Annotated in this window: 16 protein-coding genes; 1 reads left to right on the forward strand and 15 read right to left on the reverse strand. The window is 42.1% G+C overall.

All coding sequences use genetic code 11. The features are described from left to right. The 11 genes from murD to ACSR9O_RS01055 all read right to left on the reverse strand — a co-directional run bounded on the left by murD (position 1) and on the right by ACSR9O_RS01055 (position 13,411). Complete coding sequence (gene murD, locus ACSR9O_RS01005) at positions 1-1,353, reverse strand: UDP-N-acetylmuramoyl-L-alanine--D-glutamate ligase (protein WP_491723797.1); 1,353 nt, start codon at positions 1,351-1,353, stop codon at positions 1-3. After that, entirely contained in the window at positions 1,354-2,331 is a 978-nt protein-coding gene (gene mraY / locus ACSR9O_RS01010; protein ID WP_101224579.1) for a phospho-N-acetylmuramoyl-pentapeptide-transferase, read from the reverse strand. An 88-nt stretch (positions 2,332-2,419) separates the two neighbouring features. Beyond that, on the reverse strand, positions 2,420-3,892 hold the full coding sequence (locus tag ACSR9O_RS01015) for a UDP-N-acetylmuramoyl-L-alanyl-D-glutamate--2,6-diaminopimelate ligase (protein WP_434169040.1): 1,473 nt from the start codon (positions 3,890-3,892) through the stop codon (positions 2,420-2,422). Positions 3,893-4,051: 159 nt separating this feature from the next. Continuing rightward, positions 4,052-5,974, reverse strand: coding sequence for a stage V sporulation protein D (locus ACSR9O_RS01020; RefSeq protein ID WP_230177554.1), 1,923 nt, complete (start codon positions 5,972-5,974; stop codon positions 4,052-4,054). Positions 5,975-6,087: 113 nt separating this feature from the next. Next, a complete protein-coding gene (locus ACSR9O_RS01025; protein WP_491723798.1) occupies positions 6,088-8,241 on the reverse strand; it encodes a penicillin-binding protein in 2,154 nt (717 codons plus the stop codon). A gap of 2 nt (positions 8,242-8,243) precedes the next feature. Continuing rightward, positions 8,244-8,600 (reverse strand): cell division protein FtsL, encoded by a 357-nt coding sequence (gene ftsL, locus ACSR9O_RS01030; RefSeq protein ID WP_101224576.1) that lies wholly within the window; start codon positions 8,598-8,600, stop codon positions 8,244-8,246. A 31-nt stretch (positions 8,601-8,631) separates the two neighbouring features. Beyond that, a complete protein-coding gene (gene rsmH / locus ACSR9O_RS01035) occupies positions 8,632-9,564 on the reverse strand; it encodes a 16S rRNA (cytosine(1402)-N(4))-methyltransferase RsmH (protein WP_101224575.1) in 933 nt (310 codons plus the stop codon). Between the two features lie 52 nt (positions 9,565-9,616). Further along, on the reverse strand, positions 9,617-10,048 hold the full coding sequence (mraZ, locus tag ACSR9O_RS01040; RefSeq protein ID WP_034313914.1) for a division/cell wall cluster transcriptional repressor MraZ: 432 nt from the start codon (positions 10,046-10,048) through the stop codon (positions 9,617-9,619). A gap of 343 nt (positions 10,049-10,391) precedes the next feature. Beyond that, complete coding sequence (gene bshC / locus ACSR9O_RS01045) at positions 10,392-12,020, reverse strand: bacillithiol biosynthesis cysteine-adding enzyme BshC (protein WP_230177556.1); 1,629 nt, start codon at positions 12,018-12,020, stop codon at positions 10,392-10,394. A 109-nt stretch (positions 12,021-12,129) separates the two neighbouring features. Further along, positions 12,130-12,522 (reverse strand): DUF3397 domain-containing protein, encoded by a 393-nt coding sequence (locus ACSR9O_RS01050; protein WP_101224573.1) that lies wholly within the window; start codon positions 12,520-12,522, stop codon positions 12,130-12,132. Between the two features lie 4 nt (positions 12,523-12,526). Next, a complete protein-coding gene (locus tag ACSR9O_RS01055; protein ID WP_491723799.1) occupies positions 12,527-13,411 on the reverse strand; it encodes a 2-dehydropantoate 2-reductase in 885 nt (294 codons plus the stop codon). A 464-nt stretch (positions 13,412-13,875) separates the two neighbouring features. Between ACSR9O_RS01055 and ACSR9O_RS01060 the strand changes: the two genes are divergently transcribed. Continuing rightward, positions 13,876-14,364, forward strand: a complete 489-nt coding sequence (locus ACSR9O_RS01060; RefSeq protein WP_101224571.1) for an N-acetyltransferase — start codon at positions 13,876-13,878, stop codon at positions 14,362-14,364. Positions 14,365-14,407: 43 nt separating this feature from the next. Here ACSR9O_RS01060 and ACSR9O_RS01065 read toward each other — a convergent pair whose 3' ends face one another. From ACSR9O_RS01065 to ACSR9O_RS01080, 4 genes are all read right to left on the reverse strand, one after another. Continuing rightward, the gene (locus ACSR9O_RS01065) at positions 14,408-15,028 is read right to left on the reverse strand and encodes an RsfA family transcriptional regulator (protein WP_230177558.1); all 621 of its coding nucleotides are present in this window, start codon (positions 15,026-15,028) and stop codon (positions 14,408-14,410) included. 79 nt (positions 15,029-15,107) lie between these two features. Continuing rightward, positions 15,108-15,929 (reverse strand): enoyl-CoA hydratase/isomerase family protein, encoded by an 822-nt coding sequence (locus ACSR9O_RS01070; RefSeq protein WP_260357035.1) that lies wholly within the window; start codon positions 15,927-15,929, stop codon positions 15,108-15,110. A gap of 91 nt (positions 15,930-16,020) precedes the next feature. Next, positions 16,021-16,194 (reverse strand): 50S ribosomal protein L32, encoded by a 174-nt coding sequence (gene rpmF / locus ACSR9O_RS01075; RefSeq protein ID WP_034313929.1) that lies wholly within the window; start codon positions 16,192-16,194, stop codon positions 16,021-16,023. A 65-nt stretch (positions 16,195-16,259) separates the two neighbouring features. Continuing rightward, a complete protein-coding gene (locus tag ACSR9O_RS01080; protein WP_098371093.1) occupies positions 16,260-16,781 on the reverse strand; it encodes a YceD family protein in 522 nt (173 codons plus the stop codon). Between the last annotated feature and the right edge of the window lie 159 nt (positions 16,782-16,940).

Below are 16,940 nucleotides of genomic sequence, written 5' to 3' on the forward strand. Positions count from 1 at the left end.
TTACTTAAGTTTATGCACGGCCTCCATAAACATGTCTCCTCTTTGCTCAAAAGTTTTATATTGATCCCAGCTTGCACAAGCCGGGGAGAGAAGAATGCAGTCGCCTTCATTTGATAATTCAAATGCAGCCGGCACGGCCTTTTCTACATTATCGACACGTTTTATATTCGCTATTCCTATTTCTTTTGCTATCCGTTCAATTTTTTCTGCAGTTTCACCAAAAGTTATCACGGCTTTGACATTTTTCATCGCCGGTTTCAACTCATCGAATTCATTTCCGCGATCCAAACCGCCTGCCAATAAGATGACAGGTTCCGTAAAGGATGTTAATGCTTTGGAAGCTGCAAGAATGTTCGTCGCTTTCGAATCATTATAAAATTTACGGTTATCAATCGTTGCGACAAACTGCAGACGGTGCTCCACACCATAAAATGTTTTCAGTACAGTCTGAATGGCTTCATTAGCTACACCCTTCAGTTTTGCCGCCGAGATGGCCGCGAGCACATTTTCCAAATTATGCTTTCCGGGAAGGGCTATCTCTGAAACTTCAATGATTTTTTCTCCTCGGAAACAGGCGGCGCCATTTTCCACATAGGCTCCATTTTCATGTTTCACTTCAGCTGAAAAAGGAACAAGTTCAGCCTTGGTCTTTTTCGCCATGGATAAAACAAGATCTTGATCTGCATTATAAATCATGAAATCTGAGGCTATTTGATTTTTTGTAATGGCAGCTTTTGCTTCGACATATTCCTGTTTGGAACTGTGATAATCCAAATGTGCATCATACAAATTTGTCACGATTGAAATTTCAGGACGAAATTCGTCTATTCCCATTAGCTGAAACGACGACAATTCAATGACGATCGAGTCATCGGGTTTTGCTTTTTGGGCAACACCAGAAGCCACTGTCCCGATATTACCGGCAATCAGCGGGGATTTTTCACCGGTTTTCAACATTTCGTATATCAATGTTGTCGTGGTCGTTTTCCCATTTGTACCAGTGATTCCTATGAAAGGTGCCTCACTTATCTGATAGGCCAGTTCAACTTCCGTTATAACTGGAATCCCTTTTTCCAATGCCCCTTTTATAATAGGGTTCCGATAAGGGATTCCCGGGTTTTTCACGATCAGCTCGAAACCTTCATCAAGGAGCTCGATCGGATGACTGCCGCAGATGACTTTGATTCCCTGTTCAAGAAGTCCTTGAGCCTCAGGATTTTCCGATAATGGCTTCATGTCATTGACTGTCACGAATGCACCTAATTTATGTAGAAGCGAAGCTGCCATCACTCCGCTTTTTGCCAAACCCAATACTAATATCTTTTTCTCTAAATACTTTGCAGTCTCTTTCAATTATATCCACACCTCTAAATAGATTCCGAGTACCGCACACAGCAGCCCCACTGTCCAGAAAGTCACGACGACGCGCCATTCCGACCAGCCGGAAAGCTCATAATGGTGGTGAAGCGGACTCATTTTAAAAATACGTTTACCAGTCGTTTTAAAAGATCCTACCTGCAGGATGACCGAGAGCGTCTCTATGACGAAGACTCCGCCAATGATTACCAGGAGGATTTCAAGCTTCGTTAACAAAGCGATGGTTGCGATCGCTCCTCCAAGGGCCAAGGAACCCGTATCCCCCATGAAAACCTTTGCTGGGTGTGCATTGAATACCAAGAATCCAAGTACTGCACCGACAACCGCCACCGAAAAAATAGCGACATCATATTGTGACTGACTCCAGGCCAAAATGGCAAAAGCACCAAAGGCAATGGCTGATGTTCCTGAGACAAGTCCATCAAGCCCATCCGTCAAATTGACGGCATTCGAAAAACCTACAAGCCAGAAAATAACGATAAACAGATAAAACCAGCCAAAATCAAAAGCAAAGTCAGTGCCTGGAATCGTCAATTCAGGATTAAAACGGTCTGTCTGCTTAAAGACGAAGTAAAAGATGACCGAAATCACAATTTGTCCAAGCAGTTTTTGCTTGGAGGTCAGTCCCAGGTTTCGCTTCATGACCACTTTGATGAAATCATCCAGGAAACCTAATAAACCAAAACCTAAAGTAACGAATAGTAATAAATACGTTTCGGTTGAAGGTGCCGAGAATTTCAAAGTCATGATCAGTGTAGCGATGGTAACAGATAATAATATGACCAAACCGCCCATGGTGGGTGTTCCCGTTTTCTTCAGATGCGATTGTGGGCCTTCTTCCCTGATACTTTGCCCGAATTTCAATCTTCTTAAAAACGGGATGAAAATCGGCGAAAGAAGAACGGTTACTAAAAACGCCACCAAAATCGTATAAAAAATCACTTGTTCCAACATTCCTTACTCCCTCATTCCTAACACAATTCAAATATAAAATTCTGCTTGATGTCTTTTCTTATTTGCTCCAGGGCAATCTAGCGCCGGTTCAAACTGAACCTAAACGACTTTGAATCGCCTTTTCCGCTTCTTCACGGTCATCGAAGTGAAGCACTTCGTCACCGACCAATTGATATGTTTCATGACCCTTTCCAGCTATTAATATAACGTCGCCCTCTTCCGCCTTGGAAACAGCGTAAGCTATCGCCTGCCTGCGGTCTTCGATAACCGTATATTCTTTGCCTGCTACACCAGCTTCCATATCCCGGAGGATCTGGGCAGCATCTTCACTTCGCGGATTATCCGAAGTGAAGATCGGGTCAGTCGCCAATCTGCAAGCAATTTCGGCCATGATGGGACGCTTTGTCTTGTCTCGGTCCCCGCCGCAGCCCACTATCACAAAGATTTTCTTTCTAGCAAACTCACCAACAGTCTTGAGTACATTTTCTAAGCTGTCCGGAGTATGAGCATAATCAACAATGACAGGGAAGTCCTGATTCGCTGTAATGAGCTCAAAACGGCCTGCAACACCTTTTATTTCCTCGATGGATTTAATTGTCTCATCCAGATCGTTACCGGCGCACAGAGCGGCAGAGATGGCAGATAGTACATTATAAACACTGAATTTACCAATTAGCTTCAGCTGAATGTAACGCTCTTCTTTACCTGCTGTCAAGGTGAAAGATGTGCCATTTGCATCAATTTTTATATCCGTTGCCCTGATATCCGCTTCTTTGTCTATGCCGTATGTTACCACTGTCGCAGCAGTCGCTTTAATGAAATCGGCTGTTGCCTCATCATCAGCATTAAGCACAGCATATTTAGGACGATTTTCTATGTAAGCATTGCCGAGCTGTGAGAAAAACAAGGATTTTGCTTGCCTGTATCTGTCCATGGTCTTATGAAAATCCAAATGATCCTGTGTAAGATTCGTAAAGACGGCAATATCATAATCACAGCCATGGACGCGTCCAAGCTCAAGTGCATGAGATGAAACTTCCATGATGGCCGTTGTAACTGATGCTTCGGTCATTTCATGAAAAGCCTTCTGCAGCGTAACGCTATCTGGCGTCGTATTCTTGGTTTCATATACCGTATCGGCAATTTTTGTATACATCGTGCCAATCAAGCCTGTTTTTTCTTGTCGATCCTCGAAAATCTTTTCCAATAAGTGACTGGTCGTCGTCTTTCCATTCGTACCTGTAATTCCGATCAAGCGCATCTTTTGAGTCGGATGGCCATAAAATGCATCGGCAAGCACCGCCATCGCCCTGCTCGAATCCCTGACTACGATCACGGGAACATCGAGGTCAAGCGGCCTTTCGGCAATGACTGCTGCAGCTCCATGTTCTACAGCAAGTTGGGCAAAATCATGACCATCGACTGTATAACCTTTTATACAAACAAATAAACTTCCGTCTATGACTTTACGGTTATCATTTTCAATGGAGGTGATTTCAGGATTCTCTCCTTCATACGGAAATAAGGAGTGTAAATAAGATAGTAATTTGTGAAGCTTCATTTTTCCATCCCTCTCAACTTAATTTGAGGATTCATTATATGTGATTAGCCTCGGCTTGTCGAGAAAACCAATTTCAATTATACGGGGTTATCCCGACTCCGTAAACAAAGCGGCTGATGATTCTTCAGCCGCTTTAACTATTCATATATTATATTATACTTATTCTGTATTTTCGCCAAGATAAATTCTTATTGTAGAGCCTTGTTTTACTTTAACGCCTGGATCCGGGGCTTGATTTATGACTTTATCCCCATTTCCGGCAATATCCAGCTTAAGGTCGATGAGCTGGGTTTGCAACTCTTTTTTGCTGAGACCCACAACGTCAGGTACCTCGACCATTACGGGATCCGTCCAGACCGTTTCCTTCTCAATCTGGTTTTTCCTTGGCTTGACGCCCATGGCCCTAAGTGAATCCTCCATGATGTTCCCAACGATCGGTGCGGCTACTACCCCGCCGAATTGTACCGTCCCTTTCGGATTATCCACAGCTATATAAACGACGATTTGCGGATCATCCGCTGGAGCGACACCTATGAATGAGAGAATATAATTATTTTCAAGGTATCGGCCATTTTCAGCTTTTTGGGCAGTACCCGTTTTCCCGCCGACCCGGTACGACTCCACGAAAGCTCCTTTACCGCTACCTTGGGCGACAACGGATTCAAGTGCTTGACGGACTTTCTTAGAGGTTGCTTCTGAAATCACCTTTTTCTTCGCCTGTGGGGTCTTTCGCATCAGCACTTCCCCATTTTTGGGGTTCACTAGTTCCTTCGCGATATAAGGTGTATACAAAGTTCCGCCATTCACAGCAGCCGATACCGCTGTCACCTGCTGAATGGGCGTAACGGCAACACCTTGTCCAAACGCAGTCGTTGCCTGCTCAACCGGACCCACTTGATCCATGTTGAACATGATTCCTTTTCCTTCTCCGGTTAAATCTATCCCCGTCTTTTGCCCAAATCCGAAATCATTTATATATTTAAACAGCTTGTCTTTACCAAGCCGGTTCCCTAATTCAACAAACCCTGGGTTACATGAATTCTCGACGACTTCAAGAAAAGTTTGGTCACCATGTCCTCCGCTTTTCCAGCAGTGCAATGTAGACCCTGACACTTCCACATGACCGGAATCATAAAAATGTTCCTTTTCTAAGTCGACCTTCCCTTCCTCAAGCGCCGCAGCAAGCGTGATGATCTTAAAAGTCGAACCTGGTTCATATATACTCCAAACTGGTAAATTACGATTATACACTTCTGAAGGTACATTTTGGAAATTGGCTGGGTCGAAGGTCGGCCTGCTGGACATTGCCAATATTTCCCCGGTATTCGGGTTCATTGCAATGGCAATTATCCCATCGGGATCATATGTCGCCTCCGCATTATCGAGCTCCCTCTCCACGATTGTCTGGATTTTGCTATCGATTGTTAGCTTCAGGTTATCGCCATCAACAGGAGGCTTATAGTCATCGGCCATATTCTCAAGCCTTTTCCCTTTCGCATCCGAGTAAAATTTAACGAATCCTTTTTCCCCGCTTAGTTCCTTATCATAAGACAATTCAATACCCATCAACCCTTGATTATCGGAGCCCGTAAAGCCAAGAACATGCGAAAGGTATTCACCAAATGGGTAATGCCGCTTTGAATCTTCAGCGATATAAACACCCTTTATCCCTAATGCTTTAATTTCCTTCGCCTTTTCATGAGATATCTTTCTGCCTTCCGGAATCCTGACGCTCATCGCCTGTTTCGTTAACCATTGATAAGCCTTTTCCTTTGTCATATCCAATATTGAAGCAAGCTGTTCCGCCGTCTCCCCTGGATTCTCAATCTGCCTTGGGATGACATAGACCGTTGGCGCAGATATATTCGTTGCCAGCTCGACACCATTCCGATCGAGGATTTCTCCTCGTTTGGCTTCAAAAGGAATATTCCTGCTCCAGGAATCTTTAGCCAGCCCCGTCAACTTATCCCCAAGATAAAACTGTACAATTCCCAATCGGATATCAATGATAAAAAAAACAACGATACCGATCGCCAATGCGATTGCCAGCCGTTTTCGGACAGTAACATTCGAAACACGCAAAAACAGGCACCTCCATTTCATACATGCTTCAATATATGCTTGTCTAATCGATGCTAGACTAGAAACCTTGAAAGAAATAAAGAGGGAATCCATTTGGGATCCCCTCTTTATCTTCACTCTGTTTTCTCTTTAGTCGGTATATCTACACCAGCCCCTTCAGGCTGGGATAATTCAATATTGATGGTTTCTCCTTCCTTTACTTTTTTCCCGGCCTCAAGACTTTGTTTACTCACATATCCAGTACCTTCAGTTTTCAGATCCAGTTTTGCAACCTTAGCCAATTTCATAACATCGCGCAGGGACCATCCCTTCATGTCAGGAACATTCATTTCTCCTTCAGTCCGAAGTATTATCTTTTCACCCTGTAAGAGTATACTCCCGGCTTTTGGGGATTGATCGAGTACTTTACGCCCACTTCCGATCGTACTTGCATCATAGCCAAGTTCCTTCAGTTCTTTGACAGCTGAACTCTCGGTTTGATTCGTATAGTCTTTGATTTTATTTGCTTTTTGTTTTTTAACATCAGAAGGTTTGATGTTTAGATATTGCAGGCTATTTTGCATGACAGGATTAAATATCTCTGACAATGGATCAGCCCCAACATAAGATGCACCTAACTTCGGCTGCTTGACCGCCACATACATGACCAACTGTGGATCATCTTTTGGAGCCATGCCTAAAAAGGAGAATACATAGTTATTTTTCCCTTCTAAATATCTACCTGTCGGACCTGGAATTTGTGCGGTACCGGTTTTTCCCGCTACTTCATAACCATCAATGGCATATTTTTTCCCAGTTCCTTTTTTCGCGGAAATTACCGTTTCCAAATAATCACGTACCTGTTTTGCAGTTTCTTCCGAAATCGGTTGCCCTGTCACTTTCGGCTTTGTCGTTTTCAAAGTTTTTCCGGTATCTTGATCGGAGATGCTTTTTATTACGTATGGCCGCATCATTTTTCCGTCATTGGCAATTGCGGATGCAGCTTGGATTTGTTGAATCGGTGTAACGGTCGAACCCTGTCCAAAGGCAGTAGTCACTTTTTCAAGCTTATACTTGTATTGAATTTTACCGGTTATCTCGTTCGGCAGGTCAATTCCCGTTTTTTTATCAAATCCGAACTTAGTCAAATACTCACGAAAAGTATCCGCTCCTATCTTATCCATTGCAAGTGTTGCGAAAGCTACGTTGGAGGAACGCTGAACCCCTTCAAGAAAGGTCATGCTCTTCCCTCTTTCGATTCCGCTATGATCTCCGATTTTCCCCGATCCGGCTTTGTAGGTACCTGCCACAAAACTTTCATTCGGATTAAAGACCCCTTCCTCAACAGCAGCGGCAAGGGTGAATGTTTTCATGGTTGAACCCGGTTCGAAAGTTTCTTCAATAGCCAGGTTACGCCATGTATCCGTAAGCCCGACTTTCGTTGTCGGATGGAAGGTAGGCCTTTGCCCCATCGCCACTATCTCCCCCGTTTTTGGATTGGAGACAATCGCTATGATTTGTTCGGGATCGTATTTTTCCTGCACTTTGCTCATCGAATCTTCCAAGAACGTTTGTATTTTCTTATCGATGGTCAGCATGACATCATTTCCATTATCCGGGGCAACCACCTTTTCCTCCTTATCTGGTAAAAGGAAGCCCCATGAGTCACTGTCATATGTCAGCTTCCCATCCGTTTCCTGCAATTCTTTATTGAGGTATCTTTCAATGCCGAACTTACCAGCCATTTCTTCCGTTTCTTCATCCTTTTCTACATAGCCAATCAGATGGGAGGCGAAAATCCCATTAGGATAGAAACGTTTATTGGTTCTTCCGAATGTAATTCCCGGCAGTTCCAATTTTTCTATTTTCTGCTTGACGACCTGAGTCAAGTCCTTGCCGGCACTGCCAAATTCCACCTGGTATGCCCCGTTCGTAAGTCTTTCATAAATGTCCTGTTCATCCATGTCGATATATTTTGCAAGCTTACTAGCGGTCATCTCCGGATCCTTGACATGCTCGGGCTCCTTTTCACTGAGTACAGCCCTTAAGATATAGGAGGAAGTATCCTCGGCGATGACTTCCCCCTTTGTATCGAGTATGCTTCCCCTTTTGGCTTCTATGACCTGTTTTTTTTCATATTTCTTGTCGATTTTTGAAGCCAGTACCTCCCCGCCTGCTGTTCCCGTCACCTGAATATACAAAAAGCGGCAGACTAATACAAAAAAGAGCAGGCCGAATAAGAAGAATAATCCGGCTGCCCCATGCTTCATATTTTTTTGTTTCTGCATTATCACTGCACACCCTTCACATTATTCTCATTTAACTTGAACCCTAGCGCTGCAGCTTTTTTCCAAATTCTTTCGTATGTACTAAGTTCAGCAACCTGCACTTTCAAATCATCATTCACTTTACCCTGTTCTTCAATCGACGTTTCCACTAGCTGGATCTCTTTATTCGTTTCATAGATGGCCGCTTGATTTGAGACTATTTTCACTCCCATGAAGGTAACCATGATAGCAAGGGCACATAGTAAGAAAACTTCACCAATGGATATCTTCGCTTTACGGATGACCACCGTTTGATGTGTCTGTTGCTGCTGTTGGTCTTCATATTGCTGTTCTTGTATTTTTTTGGCTATGGAACTCATTCATGTTCCCCCTTACTGTTTTTTTCTGTAATTATTGCTTTTCGGCGATTCTTAGCTTGGCCGACCGGGAACGATTATTCCCTTCCAATTCTTCTTCCGAAGGTAAAATCGGTTTTCTCGTAATTATTTTCATGGTTGGCTTGAATTCATCCGGGATAACTGGAAGTCCAGGCGGAAGGTCAGGAATGCTACTGGCCTTTTTAAATACCGTTTTACAAATTCTATCTTCAAGAGAATGAAATGTAATGACAGATATTCTTCCCTCTTTATCCAAAAGCGATATGGCCTGCTCCAAGGAGTCTTCAAAGACACCAAGTTCGTCATTCACAGCGATTCTTATTGCTTGGAACACTCGTTTCGCAGGGTGTCCGCCTTTACGTCTTGCCGGGGCCGGTATCCCATCCTTTATTAACTCCACAAGCTCGAACGTCGTTTCAATCGGTTTTATTTCACGTGCCGCTTCAATTTTCCTGGCAATTTGTTTCGAAAACTTTTCTTCTCCATATTGGAAGAAAATTCTAAGTAAATCATGGAATGACCAAGTATTCACGACATCATAGGCAGAAATGGCAGCACTTTGGTCCATCCTCATATCCAAGGGTGCATCATGGTTATAGCTGAAACCACGCTCTGGTGTATCCAATTGTGGGGATGACACGCCTAAATCATAAAGGATCCCGTCCACTTTCTCGATTCCCCGGGCATTCAACTCTTCTTTTAAGTATTTAAAATTATTAGGAACAAGAACAATACGTTCGCCATAGCTTTCCAATTTTTCCTTAGCATTCCGAATTGCCGTTTCGTCCTGATCAAAAGCATAAAGCCTGCCTTTATCAGAGAGCTGTGAAAGCAAGTATTCGCTGTGACCGGCTCCTCCTAAAGTACAATCCACATAAATTCCATCAGGTTTGATGTTCAATCCATCAACCGTCTCTTTTAATAACACTGTTGTATGTTGAAACATGCTAGACATCCTTCCAATCGGTTATTGAGTGACTCTATTTCTGAGGGCAGCCTTAAATATCAAAGCCAATCATATTTTCTGCTATCTCAGCGAAAGAATCCTCCGAAGCTGAAAAATAGTTTTCCCAAAGGGATTTGCTCCAAATCTCAATACGATTGGTAACACCAAGAATTACACATTCTTTTTCCAATTGGCCATATGAAGTAAGCGGCGTGGGGATATTAATTCGCCCTTGTTTATCAATTTCGCATTCTGTAGCTGCAGAAAAGAAAAAACGGGTAAAGGCTCGGGCATCTTTTTTTGTTAAGGGCAGGGCTTTCAGCTTTTCTTCAAGCAGCTTCCACTCTTCCATAGGATAACCAAATAAACATTGATCGAGTCCGCGGGTAAGAACAAATTGCTCCCCGAGATTTTCCCTGAATTTCACCGGGACTATCAAACGGCCCTTAATATCGATGTTATGATGGTACTCTCCCATGAACATACCCACTACCCCCACATTCTAATCTCAATGTACCACATTCCCCCACCTTTCTCCACTTGTTTTTACTTTCTCCTTCCAAGTAAAAATTCCCTTCTTTTCTTCTTAAGTTTATTTAGGCAAATTATTCAAAGAACCGCGCGTTTCCCTCGAATGGACTCAGACTAAGACGCAGACCCTCTATTACTGTCGAAGGACTACCGGACAAGTGCCCAGGAAACAAAAAAAAGACAGGCTTTAGCACCTGTCTTTTTTTTTACTTTTTAATCCCTCCGTCAGGATTGGTAAGTCGCAACCCATTAAAAAAATGATTAGTCCGCCACTTTTCCCCAAAACGGATGATTTTCTAAATGAAAATCAATTTATGCTGATTATTGAACCGGTATTCCAGTTTCATCATATCCCGAACGAACTCTGGCCCATATTGATTCAAGTAATAAAACACATTCCAAATCCGCTCCTGGGGTGATTCAAGAGGGTAAAGTGAATTTGCTATCCGTTCATATTTCTTCAATATGACCGAATGCCTTTCCTTTGTACGGTCACCGATTTTGCCATACATGAAATTCAATTGCTTTTGGATGAATTCGATGTTTTTGTTCAACATCGGCTCAAGTCCTCTATCTAAAGAGACAGCATGGACAAATAGCTTTTCATGGTTCTCTTCAAGCTGCGATTTCAGCGTCCCAAACAGATTGTCAATCGTCTCATCCTTTACGGAATCAAGGTAACTTTTCACCGCATTAGCGGTTCCTTCAGTCAGAACAGTTTCCAAACTGAGTTCCATTTCTTCAAGATCGCTATGGATACTGCGCTCCACCAGCGTGATGTTTAACCTAGGAATGATTGGCGGCATCTTCATGGAAAACAACTCAAATACCTTTTTCAATTCGGCCCAATAAGCTATTTCCCCTGGCCCCGAAACGAAAGCCAATACAGGGAAAAGCATTTCCTGCATAAGCGGGCGTGTAATGACATTGTTGCTTAATCGTTCCGGATGGTTTTTGGCTATCTGCAAGAGTTCCAGCTCGGTAAATGATACCTCACCGTTTTTTCCGCTGAAACCGCCTTCTACACGCTCGAGTAAACATCGATCTTTTTTTTCTGGATCATAATAAAATAAATTAGCAGCCTGTTTATCCATTTCAATCATTTTTGCATACCCTTTCGCATGCATGAATGATTGCTGTTCCTCGACCATTTCAGCAATCCGTCCACTTTCATTGACCATCGATTCAAAATATGCCTTCTCAATTCGCCTTAATTCCGGATCTCCGGCATCGACTAGTAAAAGTCCATATTCTTTGAACCATTCATGAATCAGCCTGGCGAAGAATTCGACGAAGGTATTCGATTGCTTAATGGTTTCCTTCATATCAATCAGGAGTTTATTCGTAAAGGCCGTTTCTCCATATGTTTCAATGATTTCCTCAAGCCATTTCTCTGCCTTTTCCGTTTCCAGCTCTACGTCAGAAACCATTGTTTTATACGGTTGATAGGAAGGATAGGTTTTTTTATCAGGTTTACCATTTTTCATGACATAAACATGATTGACTTCAGCTAAATCATGATCTTCTCCAGCTATCCAAAAAACTGGAATGACTGGCTGCCCCAATTCTTTTTCCTGTTCTTCAGCAAGCTTAATGATCGAAATCACTTTATGAATGGTATACAGCGGCCCTGATAATAACCCAGCCTGCTGTCCTCCAATCACAACCACGGAATCATCCCTGCGCAACCTTTCAATATTCCCATTAACTGCCTCACTGAATGAAAGACGAGACATGTATTGTTGTATGTAATCCGACAATTCATCACGTGAAAAAGAGCGGTTCATCAATTCACTATATCTATTGTGATAAATGTCAGGCTTTGCTAAGTCATAGTGAAAATAATCCTCCGTTTCAAGACGGTTTTGTAAATAGTCCGATGCAAAACGGTTTAAAGATGGTAACGCGAGATCTTTCATCTCCATTTCTGTTCTCCCTTTCTCTGCAACTACAATTCTTTTTAGAGTATAACATTCCGGTTTAAGAAAACAAAAGAAGTTGCCCAGCAGCAGAAAATTGATGCGATGTTCTATGTTATGTAGTCAATATCTTCGTAATACTTGTTATTATACCAATGGAAAATAATAGAAGGTAAGCCACAAAAAAGAAGGCGAAGTTCACTCTCCAAAAACCCTTTAATACCTTATGGAAAATGATTTCTTCTTTTACCTTGTAATGGACAAGGACCACCAAGAATGCGTTAACGATCATGATGAGCATGATCACCCAAAGAATTTGCTTATCCCAAATCGTAATGATCAAATAATGGACGGATAGTACGAACAGCAGCGTACTCATGTCCATTGCAAATTGAACGGAGCGCCTATGGTTCCCAGTGAATTGTTTTGCACTAATAAAAAAAAGTATATACCCTGCGAAAGGCAAGGTAATAAATATCGCGGCAAGGTTTGAAACTACGTACGGCACATCCTCATCCCCCCTGAGACTCTTTTCCTTTGACCATCTTATATAGAGAAGACGTCAGGCAATAACTTTTTCCTTTGCTCTTTGCCTCCGAGAGGATATGACCCAAAATGGCATCAATTTCCGTTTGACGGCCATTTTCTAAATCTTTTAGCATCGATGATCGATTTCCAGCTGTTGCCATACAAACGGACCTCACATTTCCGAATGAATCATCCTTATTTTGAACTTCCAAAATACCGGAGACTTCTTCAAAAAGGTCTTGAAACAATTGGTAATAAAAAGGATTGGTGATCAAACCTCCATTTTCCACGCCAAGTATCGCTGTTAATGGATTTATCACTGCATTGACGACAAGCTTATCCATCAGCATCGAGTGAAAATCCTCACTCTTCGTAAAAGGAAAATGATCGATCCTTTCATCCACTAACGATAGTTGCTCAAGTTCCCCTTTAAAGGAAGCGATCCTTGTTATGCCGAGCCCTGTATGCTCGACGGTATTCCCGTCATGTTTCAATGCCCCATGCTCCACTACCCCTACATATATGCTCGGGGATTGAAGCTGCTTTAAATAAGAAATATGCCCATAGCCATTCTGCAAGAATAGCAATGGAACCTGAATACCTTTGATTCTAGGCAATATTTGCGGCAGGTGATATTGCTTGACGGCCAATATAAGAAAATCCACATCCGATATCCCTTCATCCAGCCCCATAGAAATGATGCTTGTCAGCAGCCGGCTTTCACCACCCGCAATAAGGCGGATTCCATCACGTTGGATGATGGACGCCTGATCCGCAGTATGAGTATAGAGAGTCACACTATGTTTCTCACTTAAATGAGACGCAAACAGCAGCCCGATGGCCCCTCCCCCAATGATTCCAATTCTCATAATACCCTTCCTTACTTTTTGAAATATATTAACTATTTTATCACATTATCTTTTTTATCCTCAATTTCATATCAACAACTTTGGAAACGCCGTCAACCTGATTGCATGGAGTTTACCCGCCATCAACAAGGCTCGCCATAAAATATCAATGGAAAGAATTATTAATAAGCCATTGAAGATATATTCTCTTCTTTAAGCGTTAATTTAATGGTATATTAGATACGAAAAGCTTAGCCATTTTGAAGACTTTATAGGAACAAAAGATAACTCCAATCTCTACCCACGAATTTTGAAGGGAAAAGGGCGGGGGATAAAAGGCTATAAGCATTTAATCAGCTAGGATAAATCGATGATGTCATACTAGATATAACCTAAGCTGGAATTCCACATGGTAAAGGTCAGTGGGATGACTTTCAAAGGGTACTATCGGAAGAGGTTTATCAGAATTAAGGGGGAGCTTTTTTATGGAATACAAGGTTGAACGATTACTTGTAAATTTTAAAACGCTTGAGGAATTCAAAAAATTCAAAGAATACGGGATACAGGAACTGTCCATGCTCGATGATTTAGAGGCTAACATCATTGAAAATGACAGCCAATCACCTTTTTACGGAATCTTTTATGGCGACAAACTTGTAGCCCGCATGAGCCTGTATAAAAGAAGCGCTAAATTTGACCGGTACTTTGACAATTCTAGGGACTTCCTTGTTCTCTGGAAACTTGAAGTCCTGCCTAACTATCAGAAAAAAGGTTATGGAAGAGCTTTGGTTGAATTCGCCAAAAGCCTGAACATGCCTATCAAAACCAACCCAAGAGTTCATTCACAAGACTTTTGGAAAAAGATGGGCTTTTCTGCTGTTTCCTATGATTTGGACAGGGACCTTGGAGAAAACCCGCTGATTTGGAGCCCATTTGACATACAAGATAAAAAAGAAATAGATACGCAGGAATAGGAATACCAAGAAAAATGCGGGCGGATTTTCCCACCCGCATTTTTCATTTATTGACCCTTTCCAAATTACCATTCTTATCCATTTGGAAACTTACCTTCGGATTCGTCTTTTCGTCCTCTTGTACACTAAGCTTTCTTGCACGCTCCATGATCTGCATTAACGCACGATAATCTTCCTCAACAGCTTTCAGGTTTTCTTGAAGCAAAGCATTCTCTTCCAGCAATCGGACATTTTCCTGTTCAAGAAATAGGGACCGCTCAGAAATCCGTTCTTTTTCCTTATTATCAACCTGAAAGAATTCATCCATTTTGGTTAAATATAATATAACTTCCTGAAGGGTGATAGATTCTTTATCTTCATGCCGGGGGGGCTTTTCTTCAATCGTGACATTTTCCACCGCCGCAACCGAATCCCTTTCCATTTCAGGATTATTGACCACCTGTTCTTTCCTTTGTTTTTTCGCCAGCTCTATCCCTGATTTATATTGCTTCCTTACAAATGAGTTCCAACGGAACCCACAAGCAGCAGATGTTCTCGATAGCTGTTTCCCCACTTCTTCAAACGCCTTTAATTGTGTACTGCCTTCTCGTATATGCCTTAGCACCACTTCAGCCAACAACAGATCCTCATCATGAGTCCATGCATCTTGTCTCGCAATCGTCATCTCTCTACCTCCTTAGCAAGTTTTAATTCATAATATGCACATGCTAGGGAAGATAGAAGATATATAGAGCGTGTAATATTTATTTTTTCTTATTTAAAAAACGATCGACTGCAGCGTGATGCTCATCACTCGCCCACAGTTTAGAACATTCCCGGATTTCCGCATCCATTCTTCCTCTAAGCCCGCTACCCTGCCATTTATGGACCAGCAATCGCTTATAGGCCATCAATACCCCTGTCTCATGGCGAAGAAAATCTTCTGCGAACCTTTCCCATCCATCCGCACCTTCTCCGACTATCTCATCTACGAAACCCAATTCCTTTGCTTCCTCGGCTTTATGTATTTTCGCATCCAATAATAGCTTTAGCGCTTTTTGCCCTGATATTTTTTCAAGTAAAAGTGAAGCTCCGCCCCAGCCTGTCGTTATTCCCAGAGTACCTTGTACAAACCCCAGCTTAACTTCCCTCTTTGCTAATCTGAAATCACAAGCTGTCGCAATTTCGCATCCACCGCCTAAAGCACTTCCATTGATGAGCGCTATTGTTGGTTTTGGGAAAACTGCTAGTTTATACAGAATTTCACCCATTTTCGATAACATAGCAAAGGCCTCTTCTTCTGTACGCAAATCCTGAAATTCCCTTAGATCCCCGCCTGAACAGAATGCCTCGGAGCCCGCCCCTGTCAGGACCAGCAACTTAACTTCATCATCGCATGCAGCTTCTGACAATATCGACTCGAGTTCGTCCATCAATTGATAATTCACGGCGTTCCTTTTCTCCGGTCTATTAAACAGGAGCTTCATGAAACCGCGTTCATCCTTTTCAACATTAATTACTTGATCCACGTAAACACCATCTCCGAAACCATCGGCAAACATAGATGATTCAAAATATTCTGCCAAATATATTTGTAAAAAAAGCACAGAGAAAAATCCCTGCGCTTTGATTAGCGTGTTGCATCAAGAAAGCAAAGCTCTCAAGTAGGTCAAGAAATTATTTTGCGACAACTTCTTTTCCTTTATATGTTCCACATTCTTTACAAACGTGATGTGAAAGAGTCATTCCACCACAGCTCGGGCATTCTACCATACCAGGTACTTGAAGCTTGAAGTGTGTACGACGTTTTCTTTTTACAGTTTTCGACGTTCTTCTAAAAGGTACAGCCATTATTCCCACCTCCTTAAAAAATATAAAAAAGCTGGAAAAATCGGATTAACGATTTTTCGTTCCAATCAAGATTCTTTATTGTTGTCAAAAAAGTCGGCAAGCTTTGCAAATCTCGGATCAACCTTATGCTCATTTTCCTCTTCAGAAATAACAGCCCAGTCTTTTCCGGATTGAGGAGCAGCTTCATTCGAATCGACATCCTCACAAAAAACCTGCATCGGAATTTCTAGCAATAAATTTTCTTTAATTACCGGTATTAAGTCTACAACGTCACCTTCCACAACAGTGACATCGTCTCCGTAGAAATCGGCGCCATCTGCCTTTAAAAGAAAGGTTTCCTTTGTATCAATATCAATCGGATATTTAACGTCTACCAGTGTACGGGAGCAAGGTAATGTTAATTCACCTGAAAGATGCAAGTGAAAAGTAATCTCGGTCGAGCTGATATCAGCTCTTCCTGCTACTCTGATCGGAGAAACATCGCGAATTTGCGGGTCTCTTTCTCTAATGTCCAAGACATCCACCAGTTCATCAAACCGTAAATCTTTGTCCCGAATTTTTTGAAGTTGACTAATCGTCCATTTCAATTGAAATCACCTCAAGGCAACAAAAATAATTATAGCTTTCAATTATAAGTTTGTCAATATTTTTTCTTTACACTATAATGTAGTCATCCTAACTGATTGTCTAGGTTTAAGAATCATTACAAACAAAAAAATCCGGACGAATACTTATAGTTATTTTAC

The sequence above is a fragment of the Peribacillus sp. B65 genome, assembly GCF_058513295.1.

Coding starts and splice junctions, on each gene's coding strand:
- mraY (WP_101224579.1), bottom strand. CDS start 2,331: ATGTTGGAACAAGTGATTTTTTATACGATTTTGGTGGCGTTTTTAGTA.
- ACSR9O_RS01015 (WP_434169040.1), bottom strand. CDS start 3,892: ATGAAGCTTCACAAATTACTATCTTATTTACACTCCTTATTTCCGTAT.
- ACSR9O_RS01025 (WP_491723798.1), bottom strand. CDS start 8,241: ATGCAGAAACAAAAAAATATGAAGCATGGGGCAGCCGGATTATTCTTC.
- ftsL (WP_101224576.1), bottom strand. CDS start 8,600: ATGAGTTCCATAGCCAAAAAAATACAAGAACAGCAATATGAAGACCAA.
- rsmH (WP_101224575.1), bottom strand. CDS start 9,564: ATGTTTCAACATACAACAGTGTTATTAAAAGAGACGGTTGATGGATTG.
- mraZ (WP_034313914.1), bottom strand. CDS start 10,048: ATGTTCATGGGAGAGTACCATCATAACATCGATATTAAGGGCCGTTTG.
- bshC (WP_230177556.1), bottom strand. CDS start 12,020: ATGGAGATGAAAGATCTCGCGTTACCATCTTTAAACCGTTTTGCATCG.
- ACSR9O_RS01055 (WP_491723799.1), bottom strand. CDS start 13,411: ATGAGAATTGGAATCATTGGGGGAGGGGCCATCGGGCTGCTGTTTGCG.
- ACSR9O_RS01060 (WP_101224571.1), top strand. CDS start 13,876: ATGGAATACAAGGTTGAACGATTACTTGTAAATTTTAAAACGCTTGAG.
- ACSR9O_RS01065 (WP_230177558.1), bottom strand. CDS start 15,028: ATGACGATTGCGAGACAAGATGCATGGACTCATGATGAGGATCTGTTG.
- rpmF (WP_034313929.1), bottom strand. CDS start 16,194: ATGGCTGTACCTTTTAGAAGAACGTCGAAAACTGTAAAAAGAAAACGT.